General features: G+C 62.2%; 16 protein-coding genes. 8 read left to right on the forward strand and 8 right to left on the reverse strand.

Features of this window, described 5'->3' with window-relative positions; all coding sequences use genetic code 11:
* The first annotated feature begins 7 nt into the window (after positions 1-7).
* From dnaX to recR, 3 genes are all read left to right on the forward strand, one after another.
* The gene (gene dnaX / locus JMJ54_RS04870; RefSeq protein WP_203536799.1) at positions 8-1,840 is read left to right on the forward strand and encodes a DNA polymerase III subunit gamma/tau; all 1,833 of its coding nucleotides are present in this window, start codon (positions 8-10) and stop codon (positions 1,838-1,840) included.
* Between the two features lie 38 nt (positions 1,841-1,878).
* Positions 1,879-2,208 carry a YbaB/EbfC family nucleoid-associated protein gene (locus tag JMJ54_RS04875; RefSeq protein ID WP_203536800.1) on the forward strand — a complete coding sequence of 110 codons (330 nt, stop codon included), beginning with the start codon at positions 1,879-1,881 and terminating at the stop codon, positions 2,206-2,208.
* A 61-nt stretch (positions 2,209-2,269) separates the two neighbouring features.
* A complete protein-coding gene (recR, locus tag JMJ54_RS04880; RefSeq protein WP_203536801.1) occupies positions 2,270-2,866 on the forward strand; it encodes a recombination mediator RecR in 597 nt (198 codons plus the stop codon).
* Positions 2,867-2,938: 72 nt separating this feature from the next.
* Here the strand turns inward: recR and JMJ54_RS04885 are convergent, their stop codons facing one another.
* The 8 genes from JMJ54_RS04885 to edd form a co-directional block, all read right to left on the reverse strand.
* Complete coding sequence (locus tag JMJ54_RS04885) at positions 2,939-4,027, reverse strand: ABC transporter ATP-binding protein (RefSeq protein ID WP_203536802.1); 1,089 nt, start codon at positions 4,025-4,027, stop codon at positions 2,939-2,941.
* An 11-nt stretch (positions 4,028-4,038) separates the two neighbouring features.
* Complete coding sequence (locus JMJ54_RS04890) at positions 4,039-4,887, reverse strand: carbohydrate ABC transporter permease (protein ID WP_203536803.1); 849 nt, start codon at positions 4,885-4,887, stop codon at positions 4,039-4,041.
* On the reverse strand, positions 4,880-5,779 hold the full coding sequence (locus JMJ54_RS04895; RefSeq protein WP_203536804.1) for a carbohydrate ABC transporter permease: 900 nt from the start codon (positions 5,777-5,779) through the stop codon (positions 4,880-4,882). Before JMJ54_RS04895 ends, JMJ54_RS04890 begins: the two co-directional genes overlap by 8 nt.
* Before the next feature lie 99 nt (positions 5,780-5,878).
* Complete coding sequence (locus JMJ54_RS04900) at positions 5,879-7,123, reverse strand: ABC transporter substrate-binding protein (RefSeq protein WP_238999857.1); 1,245 nt, start codon at positions 7,121-7,123, stop codon at positions 5,879-5,881.
* A gap of 227 nt (positions 7,124-7,350) precedes the next feature.
* The gene (locus tag JMJ54_RS04905; protein WP_203536805.1) at positions 7,351-8,415 is read right to left on the reverse strand and encodes a porin; all 1,065 of its coding nucleotides are present in this window, start codon (positions 8,413-8,415) and stop codon (positions 7,351-7,353) included.
* Positions 8,416-8,808: 393 nt separating this feature from the next.
* On the reverse strand, positions 8,809-9,813 hold the full coding sequence (gene gap / locus JMJ54_RS04910) for a type I glyceraldehyde-3-phosphate dehydrogenase (RefSeq protein ID WP_203536806.1): 1,005 nt from the start codon (positions 9,811-9,813) through the stop codon (positions 8,809-8,811).
* A gap of 212 nt (positions 9,814-10,025) precedes the next feature.
* Positions 10,026-10,649, reverse strand: a complete 624-nt coding sequence (gene eda / locus JMJ54_RS04915; protein ID WP_203536807.1) for a bifunctional 4-hydroxy-2-oxoglutarate aldolase/2-dehydro-3-deoxy-phosphogluconate aldolase — start codon at positions 10,647-10,649, stop codon at positions 10,026-10,028.
* Positions 10,650-10,715: 66 nt separating this feature from the next.
* Entirely contained in the window at positions 10,716-12,542 is a 1,827-nt protein-coding gene (edd, locus tag JMJ54_RS04920) for a phosphogluconate dehydratase (protein ID WP_203536808.1), read from the reverse strand.
* A gap of 371 nt (positions 12,543-12,913) precedes the next feature.
* On the opposite strand from edd, the gene zwf reads away from it, so the two are divergent.
* From zwf to aceE, 5 genes are all read left to right on the forward strand, one after another.
* Complete coding sequence (gene zwf, locus JMJ54_RS04925; protein WP_203536809.1) at positions 12,914-14,365, forward strand: glucose-6-phosphate dehydrogenase; 1,452 nt, start codon at positions 12,914-12,916, stop codon at positions 14,363-14,365.
* 99 nt (positions 14,366-14,464) lie between these two features.
* Positions 14,465-15,163: a 6-phosphogluconolactonase gene (gene pgl, locus JMJ54_RS04930; RefSeq protein ID WP_203536810.1), complete on the forward strand. Its 699-nt coding sequence runs from the start codon at positions 14,465-14,467 to the stop codon at positions 15,161-15,163.
* A 126-nt stretch (positions 15,164-15,289) separates the two neighbouring features.
* Entirely contained in the window at positions 15,290-16,135 is an 846-nt protein-coding gene (hexR, locus tag JMJ54_RS04935; RefSeq protein ID WP_203536811.1) for a transcriptional regulator HexR, read from the forward strand.
* 73 nt (positions 16,136-16,208) lie between these two features.
* Positions 16,209-17,855: a glucose-6-phosphate isomerase gene (gene pgi, locus JMJ54_RS04940; protein ID WP_203536812.1), complete on the forward strand. Its 1,647-nt coding sequence runs from the start codon at positions 16,209-16,211 to the stop codon at positions 17,853-17,855.
* Positions 17,856-17,919: 64 nt separating this feature from the next.
* Positions 17,920-20,577 carry a pyruvate dehydrogenase (acetyl-transferring), homodimeric type gene (gene aceE / locus JMJ54_RS04945; RefSeq protein ID WP_203536813.1) on the forward strand — a complete coding sequence of 886 codons (2,658 nt, stop codon included), beginning with the start codon at positions 17,920-17,922 and terminating at the stop codon, positions 20,575-20,577.
* Positions 20,578-20,658 lie beyond the last annotated feature (81 nt).

Genomic DNA, 20,658 nt, shown 5'->3' on the forward strand with positions numbered 1-20,658 from the left:
TCCGGGCATGGCTTATCAAGTTCTCGCCCGCAAGTGGCGCCCCAAGACCTTTGCCCAGCTCGTGGGCCAGGAACACGTGATCAAGGCACTCGCGAACGCCTTCGCGAACGAGCGCCTGCATCACGCCTACCTGCTCACCGGCACCCGCGGCGTCGGCAAGACGACCATCGCGCGGATCATGGCCAAGGCGCTCAATTGCGAGACCGGCATCACCGCCGAACCGTGCGGCGTGTGTGCGGCGTGTACGCAGATCGACGCGGGGCGCTTTGTCGACCTGCTGGAGATCGATGCGGCGTCGAACACCGGCATCGACAACATTCGCGAAGTGCTCGACAACGCGCAGTACGCGCCGACGGCCGGGCGGTTCAAAGTGTACATCATCGACGAAGTGCACATGCTCTCGAAGAGCGCGTTCAACGCGATGCTGAAAACGCTGGAAGAGCCGCCGGGCCACGTCAAATTCATCCTCGCGACCACCGATCCGCAGAAGGTGCCGATCACGGTGCTGAGCCGCTGTTTGCAGTTCTCGCTGCGGCAGATGACACCGCAGCAGGTCTCGGGTCATCTGCACAAGGTGCTCGACGCCGAACAGATCGCCTTCGAGCCCGGCGCGCTGCCGATTCTCGGCCACGCTGCCAACGGCTCGATGCGCGATGCACTGTCCTTGCTCGATCAGGCGATCGCCTATGGCGCCGGCAAGGTCGAAGAAGCCGGCGTCCGGGCCATGCTGGGCGCGGTCGATCAGGGTTACCTGTTCGAATTGCTGAACGCATTGCTCGCCCGTGACGGCGCACAGCTGCTTGCGACCGCCGACGATATCGCCGGCCGCGGATTGTCGTTCGAAGCCGCGCTCAGCGAGCTGGCCCATTTGCTGCAGCAGATCGCCGTCGCCCAAATGGTTCCCGGCGCACTGGCCGACGATCTGCCGACCCGCGACGCCATCGTCGCACTGGCCGCGGCCATGTCGCCCGAGGATGCCCAGCTTTACTACCAGATCGTCCTGCATGGCCGGCGTGACCTGCCACTGGCGCCGGACGAGTATGCCGGCTTCACGATGACGCTGCTGCGCATGCTGGCCTTTGCGCCGAGCGACGCGGCTGCGCTGGCGCAACTGCCCCAGCGCACGTCCGGCGATGCCGTTGCATCGCCACAGCAACCCGAGCGCGTTGTGCCGGTTCGCCCGGCAGCACCGGTTGTTGCCGCGCCGGCTCCCGTCGTGGCACAGGCTGCACCTGCACCTGCACCTGCACCTGCACCTGCACCTGCACCTGCACCTGCACCTGCACCTGCACCTGCAGTCCAGAGTGTCCCCGCAAGACCAGCTCCGGCAGCAGTACAGGATGTGCCGCCCTGGGAGGAGGCCACGCCGGCGGGAGAACCGGCGCCACGCGCGCCTTTCCCTGAGCACGAGGCCCCCGCACAGCCGGTACAGCCAGCAGCATCTGCGTCAGCGCCCGCCACCCCTTTCGACGGCGATTGGCGTGCACTGGTCGTTCAGCTCAAGCTTGGCGCCGCCGGCATGCTGGCGCAGAACGCCGAGCTGCTCGACTGGCAGGACGACCGTTTCGAGCTGCTGGTCTCCGATGCCCACCGCGCAGTCGCGACCCGCGACTTCCAGGACAAACTGCGCGAAGCGCTGTCACAGCACTTTGACCGCCCGGTCCAGCTGATCGTGACGTTGGGCGAAGCCAGTGGCGACACCCCGGCCGCGCAACTGCTGCGCGAAAAGGAGCAACGTCAAGGCGAAGCCGAAGCCGAGATCCAGAATGACCCGTTTGTGCAGACGCTGGTGCGCGATTTCGACGCCACCGTCCTGCCCGATTCGATCAAACCACTCTGACGGCGGCTGCCGTCGATCTTCACACTCAGGAGCACATCATGTTCAACAAGGGTGGCATTGGCCAACTGATGCAACAAGCGCAAAAAATGCAGGAAAAAATGCAGAAAGCGCAGGAAGAACTCGCCAACGTCGAAGTCGAAGGCCAGGCTGGCGCCGGCATGGTCAAGATCGTCATGACCTGCAGCCACGTGGTCAAGCGCGTCGCGATCGACGATTCGCTACTGTCCGACGACAAGGACATGCTCGAGGACCTGATTGCCGCGGCCTTCAACGACGCACAGCGCAAGGCCGAAGCAACCAGCCAGGAGCGCATGTCCGGCATGACCGCCGGCCTGCCGCTGCCCCCGGGCTTCAAGATGCCGTTCTGATCGAACGGCGATTCCGAACGGGGCGCGTTCTTCGCGCCCCTTTTTGCAAGCACCTTCCGCCATGACCGTCCCTTCCTCGCTCCAGCAACTGATCCAGGCGCTCAAGGTGTTGCCGGGCGTCGGCCCCAAGTCGGCCAGCCGTATGGCCTATCACCTGTTGCAGCGCGATCAGGCCGGCGCCGCCAACCTGGCCCACGCGATCGAGTATGCAATCCGCACGCTCGCGCATTGTCGTCACTGCAATACCTTCACCGAAGCCGAAGTGTGCGAGATCTGTCTGGACGACGAGCGCAGCCGGCGTCAGCTGTGCGTGGTCGAAATGCCGACCGACCTCTTGATGATCGAGCAGACGCTCGCCTACCAGGGACTGTATTTCGTGCTGATGGGCCGGCTGAGCCCGCTCGACGGCATCGGCACCAAGGACATCGCCTTCGAACGATTGCTCGAACGCGCCAGCGACGGCGAGGTCGAGGAAGTCATTCTCGCGACCAATTTCACCGTCGAAGGCGAAGCCACCGCGCACTATCTGGCCGAAACACTGCGCGCCCGCGGCCTCAAGGTTTCACGCATTGCACGCGGCCTGCCGGTCGGTGGCGAGCTTGAACACGTCGACCCGAGCACGCTGGCGCAGGCTTTGGTCGAACGACGCGGCCTGTAACGTCCAGCAGAAAAAAAGCCCCGCGCGAAGCGGGGCTGTCGATAAGCCGGGACGCGGTCCCGACCGAGGAAGTCAACCGATCCGGATTTCGGTTTCCGTATCGAACAGCACCACCTTGCCCATGTCCGGCCGCAGATGAAGCACCGAACCCGGTGCGCGTGCATCACGCGGGTGCAGGCGTGCCTGCACTTCGATGCCGTTGATCTGCGTGAACACGATGGTGTCCGGCCCGGTCGGCTCGGTCAGGTCGACCTTGCAGTCCAGTCCGCCGCCGTCGTTAGCGACATCCCACTGCTCCGGGCGGATGCCGACGATCACGCGCTTGCCCACATAGCGCGCAAAGCGCTGGCTGTCAGGCAGCGGTACGAAACAGGCGGCCTCCCCGCTCTGCAGGCTGACCCCGATCGCCCCCCCCTCGCTGGCCAGATGCGCCGGAATGAAGTTCATCGACGGCGAACCAATGAAACCCGCAACAAACAGGTTCGCCGGTGCATCGTAGATCTGCTGCGGGCTGCCGAACTGCTGGATGATGCCGTCCTTCATCACCGCGATCTTGTCGCCCAGTGTCATCGCCTCGATCTGGTCGTGCGTGACGTAGACGATCGTCGTTTTCAGCCGGTGGTGGAGCTGCTTGATCTCGGTACGCATCTCGACGCGCAGCTTGGCATCGAGGTTGGACAGCGGCTCGTCGAACAGGAAGAGCTTGGGGTTGCGCGCCAGCGCCCGGCCCATCGCAACGCGCTGGCGCTGGCCGCCCGAGAGCTGCCCGGGCTTGCGGTCGAGCAGATGATCCATCTGCAGCATTTTCGCCACCCGCGCGATGATCTCTTCCTGCTCCCTCTTCGGTACGCCGCGGGTTTCCAGACCGAAGGCGATGTTCTGCCGGACATTCATCGTCGGATACAGCGCGTAGCTCTGGAACACCATTGCGATATCCCTGTCTTTCGGCGCCACATCGTTGACCACACGGTCGGCGATGTGGACCTCGCCGCTGGTCGGCGACTCGAGCCCGGCAATGATGTTCATCAGCGTCGATTTGCCGCAACCCGACGGCCCGACCAGAATCAGGAACTCGCCCGAATCGACATGGATGTCGATGCCCTTGAGGATGTGTGTGTCACCGAAACGCTTGGTGACGTTCTTGATGGCCAATGCACCCATCGGTTTTCCCCTTATCCCTTGACCGCGCCGGCCGCGAGGCCGCGCACGAAGTATTTGCCCGCCAGTACATAGACGGCGATGGTCGGCAGCGCGGCAATCAACGCAGCAGCCATGTTGACGTTGTATTCCTTGACCGAGGTCGAGGTGTTCGCGAGGTTGTTCAGGCCGACGGTGATCGGCTGGCTTTCCCCACTGGAAAACACCAGCCCGAACAGGAAGTCGTTCCAGATCTGTGTGAACTGCCAGATCAGCGTCACCATCAGGATCGGCAACGACATCGGCAGCACGATGCGCAGGAAGATGCGCCAGAAGCCCGCGCCGTCGAGCCGGGCCGCCTTGATCAGCTCGTCCGGAATGCCGACGTAGAAGTTGCGGAAGAACAGCGTGGTACCGGCAATGCCGCAGACGACATGAACGAACACCAGCCCGGCCATCGACCGTGCCAGCCCGAACCAGCCGAGCGTCTGCGCCATCGGCAGCAACAGCACCTGGAACGGGATGTAAAGCCCGAACAGCAGCATCGCGAATGCCAGTTCTGAACCACGGAAGCGCCATTTCGACAGCACATAGCCGTTGAGTGCGCCGAGCGCGGTCGAAATCAGCACCGCCGGAATCACCATCCGCACCGAGTTCCAGAAATAGCCGGACAGACCCGAACACTCGATACCGGTGCACGCCGTACCCCAGGCCTTGCGCCATGCATCGAAGCTGATGGCACCGGGCAGCGACAGCAGATTGCCGCCACGGATTTCGTCCATCGTCTTCAACGACGTCGACAGCATGACGTAGAGCGGCAGCAGGTAATACACGGCCGCGATCAGCAGCACGGCGTACAGGACGCCTCGCCAGGGTTTAGACATGGCGACTCCTCCGCAGCTCGGAATACAGGTAAGGCACGACAACGGCCGACACCGTCACCAACATCATCATCGCGCTCGCGGCGCCCAGGCCCATCTGGCCGCGGGTAAACGCCATCTGGTACATGAACGTGGCCGGCAGGTCGGACGAAAAACCCGGGCCGCCACCAGTCAGCGCCATGACGAGGTCGAAGCTCTTGATCGCGATGTGCGCAAGAATCATCAGTGTCGAGAAGAACACCGGGCGCATGGCGGGCAGGATGATGCGCCAGTAGATGCGCGGCAGGCTGGCACCGTCGATCTGCGCCGCCTTGATGATCGAATCGTCGATGCCGCGCAAACCGGCAAGGAACAGCGCCATCACGAAACCCGACGATTGCCAGATGCCGGCAATGACGATCGTGTAGATCGACCGGTCCGGATTGACCAGCCAGTCGAAGCTGAAGCCGGCATAGCCCCAGTCATGCATCAGTTTTTCCAGCCCCAGCCCCGGATTGAGCATCCAGCCCCAGGCCGTACCGGTGACGATAAAGGACAAGGCCAGCGGATAGAGATAGATCGTCCGCAGCGCGCCTTCTAGCCTGATCTTCTGGTCAAGCAGGATGGCCAGCACGATGCCGACGACCATCGCGCCGCCGATGAAAAGCACGCCGAAAATGAACAGGTTGTGAACCGCTACCCACCAGCGTTCGCTGGCGAACAGCGCCTCGTACTGCGCGAGTCCGACCCATTCGTAGTTGGGCAACAACCGGGATGCGGTGAACGACAGGGCGCCGTTCCATGCGATGAAACCGTACAGAAAAACCAGGACTAGCAGGAACGACGGTGCCAGTACCAGCCGAGGCAACCAGTGCTCGGCAAAACCGTAGTGCGCCGGGCGCGACGTCACGGACATGTGAACCTCCAGGGCAGGCAAGATCCGGCCGGGCATTGCCCGGCCGGCAGAGACGGCAGCCGGCTGCGTCTTTGCGCAGCGCGGCACCCACCTTCCGGATCAGCGAACCTTGGCGGCCGTGGCCAGCTTTTCGGCGGTCTTCTGGGCATTGGCAGCATCGTCGTTCCAGAACTGCGAAATGACGTCGTACATTGCCCCTTGCGTCGCGGAATACATCGCCATGCCGTGCGCGAACGATGGCAGCAGCATGCCCTTGGCCGCATCGGCCTTGAAGTCTTCCGCCGACTTCTTGCCGCAGTCGTCGAACTTGGACATGTCCATGCCCATGCGCGCCGGGATCGACCCCTTGTTGAGGTTGAACAGTTCCTGGAACTGCGGGCTCATCAGCGTTTCGGCCAGATCCTTCTGCCCCTTGACCGCATCCTTGTTCGGCAGCTTGAACATCACGAAACTGTCGATATTGAAGGTGTAGGCATTCGCGGTACCCGGCGCCGGCACGCACAGGAAGTCCTTGCCCGGCACCTTGCCGGCGGCGAGGAACTCGCCCTTGGCCCAGTCGCCCATGAACTGCATCGCCGCAGTACCGTTGATCACCATCGACGTGACCAGATTCCACTCACGGCCAGCGCTGGCCTTGTCGGTGTACGGCTTGATCCGCTTGTAGGTCTCGAGCACCTTGACCATGGTCGGGCCCTTCAGCGTGGCCTGATCGAGCTGGACGAAGGCTTTCTTGTAGAAATCCGCGCCGCCGACGCCAAGGGCAACGGTTTCGAACACGGTCGCATCCTGCCACGGCTGGCCACCGTAAGCCACGGGCTGGATGCCCGCCTTCTTCAGGGCATCCGCCACCTTGAAGAACTCGTCCCATGTTGTCGGCGCCTTGACGTTGGCCTTCTTCAGCAGCACCGGATTGACCCACAGCCAGTTGACCCGGTGCACATTGACCGGCGCGGCCACGTACTGACCCTTGTACTTCATCACGTTGGACACGGCCGGCGGCAGCACCTTGTCCCAGCCATCCTTCTTGGCGACGTCATCGATCGACGCCAGAACGCCCTCGGCACCCCACTCCTGAATCGCCGGGCCCTTGATCTGCGCAGCCGCCGGCGGATTGCCGGACACGACGCGCGCCTTCAGCGCGGTCATCGCGTTCTCGCCCGCGCCCCCGGCAACGGCAAAATCCTTCCACTTGTCCCCCTTGGCTTCGAGCATCTTCTTGAGCTCGCCGGCAGCCTTGGCCTCGCCGCCGGAGGTCCACCAGTGCAACACCTCGACCTCGGCCGCATTCGCCGCAAACGCCATTGCCAGGACCGCTACCCCCACCGCCATACGCACAGCTTGCATTCTTATATCTCTCCTCGTCTCAGGCCGCCCATTGGCAGCCTCGCAAGCTAAGCGTAGGCAACATAAGTTATTGCTGATATCAGGTGATCGCCGATCAGGTGCCGAATGTAGGGCAAATACCGTAGGCTACAAATTCAAACGGCGCCCCAGACAGGGCGCCGTAGAAATGAAAAAAGGGCGACCGAAGTCGCCCTTTCTGAACTGGCAAATCGAATCAAACGAATCGATTAGAAGCCGGTCCAGGTACCGAACAGCAGACGGTAGCTGCTGGAATCAGCGTGACCGTTGTTTGCGTAATCAGCACCGATTACACCGTTCTTGTCGTTCCAAGCATAACGACCCTGAACGTAAGCCGAGGTGTTGTTCGACAGCGCGTAGTTCCACTGGCCGTAAACCACTTGGCTCGAGCTGTCTTCCAGCTTGCCCTTGCTACCATCAGCAAGCTTCACGCCATCGACATCGTCGAAGTAGTTGTAAGTCACACCAACGGTGTGCTTGCCAGCCGAGTAGATACCTTGCACGAAGTATTGGTTCTGGTCGCCAGTTTGGCCGCCCCACGAATTTTCCCAACCCTTGTAGCCACCCTTAAGGGTGAAGGCACCGAAGTTATAACCACCGGCCACGAACCAGAACTTGCTCGGGTCTTCTTGGTGAACCAGAACGTCAGCGCCGTTTTGCTTGACCAGCGAGTTTGCAGCAGCTTCTTGGTAACCTGCGTCGATCATGAAACCACCGCCCGAGTAACCGGCGGTCACGTCGAACATGTATTCTTGGTCAACACCGTCAACCTGGTTTTGCTGACCCAGGAACGAGTAGTAACCCGAGAACGAGAAACCACCCCAGTTCGGCGAGTCGTATGCAATCGAGTTGTCTGGGTTGTAAGCAACCAGACCCAGCTCAGCAACGTGCATAGCACCGCCGAGGTTGCCATACGGCCAGTCCAGCTTCAGGTACGACGGGGTGTAGATGCGACCGAAGCGCAGGGTACCCCAATCGCCTTGCCAACCACCCCAAGCTTCACGATTGCCCCAAGTCTTGTCGTTCTGGGCACGGTAGTTTTCAACACCGGTCCAGATCTTCCAGATCACCTTGGAGCCGTTGTCCAGCTTGTCGCTGCCCGAGAAGAACAGACGCGGCTCAACGTCGAGTTCGACTTCATCACGGATGCCGTCGGCATTCGAACCGTGGATATAGATGTCCGATTCGATCGAACCGCCGATGGTGACTTCGGCGAAAGCCGGAGCCGCGAAAGCAGCTGCCAGGGAAGCAGCAACCAGAGCACGTTTGAACATTTATAGGTCTCCTAGATACGAGAGTTGGTTTCTTTCTAATTAGATGAAGAACCAGCCGTAACAGCACGATTTGCGGTACGTCTGACGCAACCTTGCTCTACGGAGCCAGAATAAAAGAATCGACTTGCTACCGGCAAACCTGCTTGCCCTGCCTCCTAAAAACCGTTGCCCACATACAACACGACAAATAAGAAGTCCGCCGTACATGGCTGTTTTATAAGGAATTAGTTACTCCTTCACGTATTGCTTCGCATACAAAAAAGGCCAGATCATATTGCACAATACACCTCGATCGACCCCATCCACTGTCATGCTGCAACCATCGGACTGGCGCCACGCACCCAACAAAAAACCCGCCGAAGCGGGTTTTTTGTTGGGTGCGAAGGCCTGTGCTTACTTGGCAGCCATCACGCGGACCATTTCCAGCACCTTGCTGGAATAGCCCCACTCGTTGTCGTACCAGGCAACCAGCTTCACGAAGGTCTTGTCCAGTGCAATGCCGGCATCGGCGTCGAACGTCGAGGTGCAGGCTTCGCCGCGGAAGTCGGTCGAAACGACCTTCTCGGTGGTGTAACCCAGCACGCCCTTCATCGGGCCTTCCGACGCAGCCTTCACGGCGGCGCAGATTTCTTCGTAGCTCGCTTCCTTGTTCAGCTCGACGGTCAGGTCGACCACCGAAACGTCCGACGTCGGAACGCGGAACGACATGCCGGTCAGCTTGCCCTTCACTTCCGGAATCACCACGCCGACAGCCTTGGCTGCGCCGGTGCTCGACGGAATGATGTTTTCCAGAATGCCGCGACCACCGCGCCAGTCTTTGTTCGACGGGCCGTCAACGGTCTTCTGCGTTGCAGTCGCAGCATGGACGGTCGTCATCAGGCCGCGCTTGATGCCGAAGTTGTCGTTGATGACCTTGGCGATCGGAGCAAGACAGTTGGTGGTGCACGAGGCGTTGGAGATGATGTTCTGGCCGGCGTAGGTGCTGTCGTTCACGCCGTAAACGAACATCGGGGTGTCGTCCTTCGACGGCGCCGACATGATGACCTTCTTCGCGCCGGCGGCGATGTGCTTCTCGGCGGTTTCCTTGGTCAGGAACAGGCCGGTCGATTCGACGACGATATCGGCACCGATCTCGCCCCACTTCAGTTCGGCCGGGTCCTTGACGGCAGTCAGACGGATCGTCTTGCCGTTCACGACCAGATGACCGCCTTCAACCTTCACGTCACCCTTGAACTTGCCATGCACCGAGTCGTACTTGAGCATGTAGGCGAGGTAATCCGGCTCCAACAGGTCGTTGATACCGACGATTTCGATGTCGTCCGCAAAGTTGTAGACAGCAGCACGGAATACCATGCGGCCGATACGGCCGAAACCATTGATACCTACTTTGATAGCCATGGATCATCTCCAGAAATAGAGGATGGAACAGATTGGACGGTCAGAGCATACAAGCACCGGCATAGGGTGCCTTTGTGCCATGACAAGCATCGTACGTACATTAGGGACTTACGCGACCGTCATAGGTAGATGGATCATTGCGCAAGCCCCAGTTTACCAGTCGAAGGAGACGGACAAGGCACTTGCCCGTCCCTTCCGTTGACCTGCGGCGATCAGGGACGCAGCGCGGCCGCTTCGCGGGCGAGTTGGGTGATGCCGGCCCAGTCACCCTTGGCAACCATGTCTTTCGGCGCGAGCCAGGAACCGCCCACGCAACCGACGTTCGGCAGCGCCAGCAGCTTGGCCGCCGATTCCAGCGTCACGCCACCGGTCGGGCAGAACAGGATTTGCGGCAGCGGACCACCCATTGCCTTGAGCATGCCGAGGCTGCCGGCCTGTTCAGCCGGGAACAGCTTGAGCGCATCGAAACCTTCTTCGAGCGCAGCGATGGCTTCGGACGGCGTCATCACGCCCGGCAGCAACTGGATGCCGGCTTCGCGCGCAGCAGCGGCCAGCTTCGGGGTCAGACCCGGCGTAACGGCAAACACGGCGCCAGCGGCCTGCGCCTGGGCGAACTGCTCGGGGCGAACAACGGTACCGACGCCGACGATCGCACCCGGCACGTTTTCGGTGATTGCCTTGACGGCCGCGAGCGCGGCATCGGTCCGCAGGGTCACTTCCAGCACGCGAATACCACCTTCGACCAGCGCCTTGGCCAGCGGCACGGCATGTTCGACGTTCTCGATCACCAGCACCGGCATGACCGAGCACGAACGCATGATTTCACGAATTTGCATGGCAGAATTCCTATGAGTTAAGCGATAAGTGAACGCCGGCCCGATACGGGCCGGCTGGCAATGACATCAGTGCGCGAGGCCCAGGCTCAGCGCACCTTCTTCGGCACCGGTCGCCTGCAGGCGGAAACCGGCAAACAGTTCACGACCCATGCCATGACCGTTCTTGGCCATGTCGGCAGTCGCGCAATCGCGCTTGGCCCATTCGGCCGCGTCAACCTTGGCGACCAGGTCACCGGTCACCGCATCCAGACGGATGACGTCACCGGTACGCACCTTGCCGAGCGGGCCACCCGAGACGACTTCCGGGGTGATGTGGATCGCCGCCGGCACCTTGCCCGACGCGCCCGACATGCGGCCATCGGTCACCAGCGCGACCTTGAAGCCGCGATCCTGCAGCACGCCGAGTGCCGGCGTCAGCTTGTGCAGCTCCGGCATGCCGTTGGCACGCGGCCCCTGGAAACGCAGCACGGCGATGAAGTCTTTCTCGAGTTCGCCCCGCTGGAAAGCAGCCAGCACGTCATCCTGATCATCGAAAACGATGGCCGGCGCTTCGACCACGCGATGTTCCTCGGCGACCGCCGAGACCTTGATCACGGCACGGCCGATATTGCCTTCGAGCACCTTCAGACCGCCGTCCTTGCTGAACGGGTGGGTATGCGGACGCAATACGCTGTCGTCGGCCGACTGCAGCGGCGCCTCGCGCCAGACGGCCTTGCCGTCGTCGCCGAGGAACGGTTCCTGCGAATGGGTACGCAGACCGTGACCGGTGCAGGTCAGTACGTCGTCGTGCAGGAAACCGCCATCGATCAGCTCACGGATCAGGTAACCCATGCCACCGGCCGCGTGGAAGTGGTTCACGTCGGCCGAGCCGTTCGGGTAGACGCGGGCCAGCAGCGGCACGACTTCGGACAGATCGTGGAAATCGTCCCAGTTGATGTTGATGCCGGCCGCCTTGGCGATCGCAACCAGGTGGATCGTGTGATTGGTCGAGCCACCGGTCGCCAGCAGGCCGACGATACCGTTGACGACGGCCTTCTCGTCGATGACCTTGCCGACCGGAAGGAACTCGTTGCCGAGCGCGGTGATCTGCGCAACACGGCGGGCCGCAGCGGCAGTCAGCGCATCGCGCAGCGGAGTATTCGGGTTGACGAAAGCGGCGCCCGGCAGGTGCAGGCCCATCACTTCCATCAGCATCTGGTTCGAGTTGGCGGTACCGAAGAAGGTACACGTACCCGGGCCGTGGTAGCTGCCCTCTTCCGATGCCAGCAGCTCTTCGCGGCCGGCCTTGCCTTCGGCGAACAGCTGGCGAACCTTGGCCTTGTCCTTGTTCGAGATGCCCGAAGTCATCGGGCCCGCAGGCACGAAAATCGCCGGCAGGTGGCCGAACTGCAGTGCACCGATCAAGAGGCCCGGGACGATCTTGTCGCACACCCCCAGACAGAGCATGCCGTCGAAAACGTTGTGCGACAGGCCTACGGCCAGCGACATGGCAATCACGTCGCGGCTGAACAGCGACAGCTCCATGCCCGGCTGGCCCTGCGTGACGCCGTCACACATCGCCGGTGTGCCGCCAGCAAACTGTGCGGTGGCGCCGACTTCATGCACGGCCGCCTTGATGATCGCCGGGTAGGTTTCGAGCGGTTGGTGCGCCGACAGCATGTCGTTGTACGACGAAACGATCGCGATATTCGGCTGACGCATCTCGCGCATCATGATCTTGTCGCCTTCCGGCGCGGCCGCCCAAGCATGCGCCTGGTTGGTACAGGCCAGGCCTTTGCGGACCGGCTCCTTTTGCGCTGCGGCTTCGAGGCGCTGCAAATAGCGGGTGCGGGATTCACGGCTGCGTTCGACGATACGGGCCGTAACTTCGGTAAGACGGGGATGTAATGCCATGACGAACTCCGGTTTGACCGTACCCGATGCACGCGACTGCATAGATCACGGTAGTAAATGCCGCAAGAATTATGGCGTAGTTTTACTACAACCCCCTACCAAACTCAACCATAACTGCTTACCAAGCGGCAATGCCGCAACGCACCATTATCGTGCAACAGCGCGGGTTTGCTGGTTTTTTCAGCAATTGGAGTTCGGGAAATCCCGCAGACGGCCAAAAGCGTTTGCGCCGTTTTTTAGGCATGTAGTAACATTACGAAGTCTTACTACGCCCAGACCTCGGCGCGTACGTCGGCCCCGCCCAACAGGCGCAAGGCAAGCCCATGGACGCGCACGCAGCCGAGTTCAACGAATAACTCAGGAAGGATGCTATGACCCAGATCGACGCGTTCGACATGGTGCTGTTTGGCGGCACCGGTGACCTCGTGATGCGCAAACTGTTGCCGGCGCTGTACCACCAACACCAGGACGGCAACCTGCCCGCCGAAGGTCGCATCGTCTGTCTGGGCCGCAGCGTGCCCGACACCGCAGCCTACGTCGCCAAGGCGCACGCCAAAGCCAAGGATTACCTCGGCTCGCACTACAACGACGCCGACTGGACCGCCTTCGCAGCCCGCATCGAATACCTGAAGATCGACGCCAACAAGCCGGAAGAATTCGGCCTGCTCGCCGACGCACTGAACGAGTTCCCGAAGCGCGCCCGCGTGTTCTATCTGTCGACCGCGCCGGACCTGTTTGCGCCGATCTCGAAGAGCCTGGCCGGCGTCGGCCTGACCAAGGGCAATGCCCGCGTCGTACTGGAAAAGCCGCTCGGCCATGACCTCGAATCGTCGAACAAGATCAACGACGAGGTCGGCGAATACTTCGAAGAGCACCAGATCTACCGGATCGACCACTATCTCGGTAAAGAGCCGGTCCTGAACCTGATTACCCTGCGCTTTGCCAACACCCTGCTCGAACCGCTGTGGCGTCGTGAATGGATCCGCGACGTGCAGATCACCGTTACCGAGCAGGTCGGCGTCGAAACCCGGGCCGACTTCTACGACAAGACCGGCGCGCTGCGCGACATGATCCAGAACCACCTGCTGCAGCTGCTGACCATCGTTGCGATGGAGCCGCCGGCGTCGTACGACGCGGATGCAGTGCGTGACGAGAAGCTCAAAGTGCTGCGCGCCCTCAAGCCGCTGACCGTCGAAGACGTCCACACCAAGGTCGTGCGTGGTCAGTACCGTGCCGGCGCCGTAGGCGGCCAGCCGGTACCGGGCTACCTGAACGAGCCGGATGTACCGGCCGATTCGAAGACCGAGACCTTCGTCGCGCTCAAGGCCGAAATCCAGACCTGGCGCTGGGCCGGCGTACCGTTCTTCCTGCGTACCGGCAAGCGCCTGCAGGAACGCATGGCCGAAATCGTCATCAACTTCCGCGAAGCACCGCACTCGATCTTCGGCAAGATGGGCACGCCGAATCGTCTGGTGATTCAGCTGCAACCGGACGAGTCGATGCGTCTGTACGTGACGGCCAAGGAGCCGGGCAACCAGCTTCGCCTGCGCCCGGTTCACCTTGATCTCGACTTCAAGGAAACCTTCAAGACCCGCAGCCCGGAAGCCTACGAGCGCCTGCTGATGGACGTGATCCGTGGCGATCTGTCGCTGTTCGTCCGTCGCGACGAACAACGCGCCGCCTGGAAGTGGGTCGAACCGATCATCGACACCTGGGAAGCCAGCCCGGATGCGCCCAAGGCCTACACAGCCGGCACCTGGGGCCCGGCGGCCTCGTCGGCCCTGCTGTCGCGCGACGGCCTGTGCTGGCACGAAGAAAGCTGATCACATCCGCGCCCCTGCCACCGGCAGGGGCCTGTCGAATCGGCACACCTCGCCGCAACACTTGCGGCCTACCACCGAATACACGAAACCGAGGTCTCGATGTCCCTGCAATGGCATGAATTCGCATCGAAAGCACAGCTCGACACGGCGCTGGCAAACCACATCGCCGACCGCCTGAAAGCAGCGATCGATGCACGCGGCGCAGCCAGCCTAGCCGTATCCGGCGGGCGCACGCCAGCCGGCATGTTCGCCGCGCTCGCGCAGGCCGCCATCGACTGGCGCCGGGTCAACATTACCCTCGTCGACGAGCGCTGGGTGCAACCCGACCACGCAGACAGCAATGAACGCAGCGTTCGCGAACACCTGCTGCAAGGGCCGGCCGCTCAGGCCCATTTCATTTCGCTGGTCAACGGTGCGGCCACGCCGCACGAAGCGCTGACCGCGATCGAAGCCCGCCTGGCGATTTTCCCCTCCCCGATTGACGTGCTGATTCTCGGCATGGGCGACGACGGCCATACCGCATCGCTGTTCCCGAACGCCGCCGAGCTCGAAGCCGCCTGCGCATCGGAAGCGCAACTGGCTGCGGTGACCCCGCCGGTCGCGCCGCACCAGCGCATCACGCTGACGCTGCCGACGATTGCCAAGGCACGCGAAGTGATCGTGCACATTACCGGCGACAGTAAAAAAGCCCTGCTGCAGACTGCGCTCGGCGAAGACAAGCCGGTGCCGCTGCAGTACCCGATCCGTCGCGTACTCGACCGCGTCACCACGGGCAAGTCGGTGTTCTGGACGGCCTGAACCGTCTGTTACCTACAATGCGCGGGGCCGACAGGGCCCCGCGGCTTTAACCACGTTTGACAGAGACCCCGGCGAGGCCGGCCGCACAGCGCAGCCGAACCGCCGCATGAGTGAGACCCACCGACCATGCTCGAACGTATCAAGACCGTGATCGACACCCTGAGCAAGTCCGAGCGCAAAGTCGCCGAACTGGTGCTGGCTCAGCCGAATCTGGTCGCCAACGCACCGATCGCCCAGATTGCCGACCTCGCCGATGTATCGCAGCCGACGGTCATCCGCTTCTGCCGCAGCCTCAACTGTTCGGGACTGCAGGACTTCAAGCTGCGACTGACGCGCAGCCTCGTTTCGGGCGTGCCCTACGTTCACTCGATGGTCTCGGCCGACGACTCGGCCCATGATCTGGCCAAGAAGCTGTTCGACAACAACATCTCGCACCTGCTGCGCTGCCGGAACGAGCTCGACACCGAAGCCCTCGAGCGCGCGATCAAGGTGCTGGCCAATACCCACAAGATCGAAGTCTGGGGTCAGGGGCAGTCCGGCGCCGTCGCCATCGACGCGCAGAACAAGTTTTTCCGCCTTGGCGTGCCGACGGTCGCCTATACCGACCCGCACATGCACGGCATGAGCGCATCGATGCTCAAGCCCGGCGACGCCGTCGTTGCCGTATCGAACTCGGGCCGTACGCTCGACATGCTGCGCTCGGTCGAAATCGCCCGCGATGCGGGCGCCGACGTCATCGGCATCACCCATTCGAAGTCGCCGCTGGCCAAGCGCTGCAACATCTGCCTGTTCGCCGACACGATGGAAGACCCGGATCTGTACACGCCGATGATCACCCGCATCGTCCATCTGGTGATCATCGACGTGCTAGCCGTCGGCGTCGCGCTCAAGCGCGGCCCGGAACTGATCGACCAGCTGGAAAAAATGAAACGCAACCTGAAGGAAAAACGGGTTCGCGGGCATGACAACTGAACAAGCAGCAGCAAAGACCGCGGCCCACCGCGGCTCCCGTACCGTGAAGAAAAACGTGAGAAGGAAAGAGTCGATGTCGAAGTTGACCCAGTCGCCAGCGTGGCTGGCGCTTGCCGCGCATTACCAGGAAGTGGCTCCGCTGCACATGCGCGAGCTGTTCGAGCAGGATCCGCAGCGCTTCGAGAAATTCTCGATCGAATCCGGCGGCCTGTTCTTCGATTACTCGAAGAACCGCGTCACCGAGCAGACCATGTCGCTGCTGTTCAAGCTGGCCGAGCAATCGGGGCTGAAGGCGCGCATCGAGAAGATGTTCTCCGGTGAAAAGATCAATATCACCGAAGGTCGTGCGGTACTGCACACGGCACTGCGCAACCTCGACAAGAACCCGATTCTGGTCGATGGCGAAGACGTGATGCCCAAGGTCAATGCGGTCAAGGAGAAGATGTTCCAGTTCTCCGACGAAATCCGCTCGGGCGAGCGCACCGGCTACACCGGCAAGGCCTTCACCGACATCGTCAACATCGGCATCGGCGGCTCCGACCTCGGCCCGGTGATGGTCTGCAACGCGCTGAAGGACTTCGGTCACCAGCGCTTGTCCATGCACTTCGTTTCGACCGTCGACGGCGACCAGATCGTCTCGACGCTGAAGCAGCTGAACCCGGAAACGACGCTATTCATCATCGCGTCGAAGACCTTCACGACGCAGGAGACCATCACCAACGCCCGCACCGCGCGCGCCTGGTTCCTCGATCGCGTCGGCAACGAGTCGCACATCGCCAAGCATTTCGTCGCCGTCTCGACCAATGCCAGCGCCGTTGCCGAGTTCGGCATCGACACCAACAACATGTTCGAGTTCTGGGACTGGGTCGGCGGCCGCTATTCGCTGTGGTCGGCCATCGGTCTGCCGATTGCGATCTACCTCGGCAAGCACGATTACCAGGATCTGCTCCACGGTGCCTACACCATGGACGAGCACTTCAAGCACAAGCCGCTCGAACAGAACCTGCCGGTGATCATGGGCATGCTCGGCATCTGGTACGTGAACTTCTTCGGTGCCAATACCCAGCTGATCTCGCCGTACAACCAGTCGCTGCAACGCTTCCCTGCCTATTTGCAGCAGCTGGACATGGAATCGAACGGCAAGAGCGTCGACCTCGACGGCAACCGCGTCGACTATCACACCGGCCCCGTGGTCTGGGGTGATGCCGGCATCAACGGCCAGCACGCCTATTACCAGATGCTGCATCAGGGCTCGCAACTGGTGCCGATCGACTTCATCGCCAGCATCGAGCACCCGGAAATCCCGGAACCGCACAGCACCATCCTGATGGCCAACTACTTCGCCCAGACCGAAGCGTTCATGCGTGGCAAGAACGAAGCCGAAGTGCGCGCCGAGCTGGCTGCCGCCGGCATCACCGGCGAAGCGCAGGACGAGCTTGCACCGCACAAGATTTTCGAAGGCAACCGCCCGACCAACTCGATTCTGGTCCAGCGCCTGACGCCACGCCGTCTCGGCGCACTGATCGCGCTGTACGAACACAAGGTGTTTGTCCAGGGCACGATCTGGAACGTGAACTCGTACGACCAATGGGGCGTCGAACTCGGCAAGCAACTGGCAAAGAAGATCGAAAGCGATCTGGTCACGCCGGGCCTGACCGCGAGCCACGACGCGTCCACCAACGGACTCATCAACTACTACAAGCGGAACGTGCCGCGCTGATCGCGCAGCGCCGAACCGCGACTCACCACTACTAACCTCTTCAGTTTAAAAGGTAGAGACATAAATGGCAGAGCAGCATCACGATCTCGATCCGCAGGAAACACAGGAATGGCTGGAGGCGCTTGACGGCGTCCTGGCCAACGAAGGCGCCGAACGCGCGCATTTCCTCGTCGAGCAGCTTGTCGATCACGCCCGTCAGGATGGCGTGAACATTCCGTATACCGCCACCACCGCGTACATCAACACGGTGCCGGCGCATCTGGAAGCCAAGAGCCCGGGCAACCATGCGTTCGAAGAGCGCATCCGTTCGTACACCCGCTGGAACGCGGCCGCGATGGTCGTCAAGGCCAACAAGCCGGGCAAGGGCGATCCGGGCGGCCACATCACCTCGTTCGCGTCGGCTGCGACGCTGTACGACGTGGGCTGGAACCACTTCTGGCACGCACCGTCTGATAACCACGGCGGCGATCTCGTCTACTTCCAGGGTCACTGCGCGCCGGGCATGTACTCGCGCGCCTTCCTCGAAGGCCGGATCACCGAAGACCAGCTCGACAAGTTCCGCAAGGAAGTCGACGGCGGCGGTCTGTCGTCGTACCCGCACCCGTGGCTGATGCCGAACTTCTGGCAGTTCCCGACCGTGTCGATGGGTCTCGGCCCGATCATGGCGATCTACCAGGCCCGCTTCATGAAGTACCTGGGCGATCGCGGCTTCGAACAGAAGGGCGACCGCAAGGTCTGGTGTTTCTGCGGCGACGGCGAAATGGACGAACCGGAATCGCTCGGCGCGATTTCGCTGGCCGGCCGTGAGAACCTCGACAACCTGATCTTCGTGATCAACTGCAACCTGCAGCGTCTCGACGGTCCGGTGCGCGGCAACAGCAAGATCATCCAGGAACTCGAAGGCGATTTCCGCGGTTCGGGCTGGAACGTCATCAAGGTCGTCTGGGGCTCGGGCTGGGACTCCCTGCTCGCCAAGGACACCAAGGGTCTGCTGCAGCGCCGGATGATGGAAGTCGTCGACGGCGAATACCAGACCTACAAGTCCAAGGACGGCGCCTACGTGCGCGAGAACTTCTTCAACTCCCCGGAGCTGAAGGCACTGGTCTCGAACATGTCCGACGACGACATCTGGCGCCTGACCCGCGGCGGCAACGATCCGCACAAGGTCTACGCCGGCTACAAGGCTGCGGTCGAGCACAAGGGCCAGCCGACGCTGCTGCTGGTCAAGACCGTCAAGGGCTACGGCATGGGCGCGGCGGGCGAATCGCAGAACGTCGCCCACCAGACCAAGAAGCTGTCGGAAGACGACCTGCTGCACCTGCGCGACCGTTTCAAGATTCCGCTCACCGACGAAGAAGCCAAGGCGTGCAAGTTCTACGCACCGCCGGCCGATGCGCCGGAGCTCAAGTACATGCACGAACGCCGCGCGGCGCTCGGCGGCTACCTGCCGGCGCGCAAGCCGGTCGACGAGCCGCTGCAGGTCCCGGGCCTCGATGCGTTCAAGGCGCTGCTCGACTCGTCGGGCGAGCGTGAAAGCTCGACCACGATGGCCTTCGTGCGTCTGCTCGGCACCCTGGTCAAGGACAAGAACATCGGCAAGCGCGTCGTGCCGATCGTGCCGGACGAATCGCGTACCTTCGGCATGGAAGGCATGTTCCGCCAGCTCGGCATCTGGTCGCACGTCGGCCAGCTGTACGCGCCGGAAGACGCCGACCAGCTGATGTTCTACAAGGAGTCGACCACCGGCCAGATCCTGCAGGAAGGCATCAACGAAGCCGGTGCGATGAGCGACTGGATCGCCGCGGCCACCGCCTACGCCAACCACGGCGTGACGATGATCCCGTTCTACATCTACTACTCGATGTTCGGCTTCCAGCGTATCGGTGACCTGGCCTGGGCGGCCGGCGACCTGCGCGCCCGCGGCTTCCTGCTCGGCGGTACCGCCGGCCGGACCACGCTGAACGGCGAAGGCCTGCAGCACCAGGACGGCCACACCCAGCTGTTCGCCGAATACATCCCGAACTGCGTGTCGTACGACCCGACCTTCGCCTACGAACTGGCCGTGATCGTTCAGGACGGCATGAAGCGGATGTATCAGGACCAGGAAAACATCTACTACTACCTGACGCTGATGAACGAGAACTACGCGCACCCGGCGATGCCGGAAGGCGCGGAGGCCGGCATCCTCAAGGGTCTGTACAAATTCCGCCAGGGCGAAGCCGGCAAGCTCAAGGTCCAGCTGATGGGTTCGGGCACGATCTTCCGCGAAGTCATCGCCGCGGCCGATCTGCTCAAGGCCGATTTCGGTGTCGACGCCGACATCTGGTCCGCCACCAGCTTCAACGAGCTGCGCCGCGACGGTATCAACGCTTCGCGCTACAACCTGCTGCATCCGACGGCCGAGCAGCACGTGCCGTACGTGACCCAGTGCCTGAAGGGCGCGGAAGGCCCGGTGATTGCCGCGACCGACTACAAGCGCACCTTCGCCGACCAGGTCCGCGAATACGTACCGAACCGCTTTGTGGTACTCGGCACCGACGGCTACGGCCGCTCGGACAGCCGCGACGCGCTGCGCAGCTTCTTCGAAGTCGACCGCTTCCACGTTGCCGTCGCCGCACTGAAGGCGCTGGCCGACGACGGCAAGATCGGTTACGACAAGGTCGCCGAAGCGATTGCCAAGTACGGCATCAACGCGGATCGTCCGGCCCCCTGGACCGTCTGATTGCATGAGTGAGGCGTCCGGCCGGTGGCCGGACGTGTTTGATCCGAGGCAGGGTCGCGCCCTGCCCCCAACCCCTCACAG

This window comes from Jeongeupia naejangsanensis, assembly GCF_016865585.1.
Lineage (GTDB): Bacteria > Pseudomonadota > Gammaproteobacteria > Burkholderiales > Chitinibacteraceae > Jeongeupia > Jeongeupia naejangsanensis.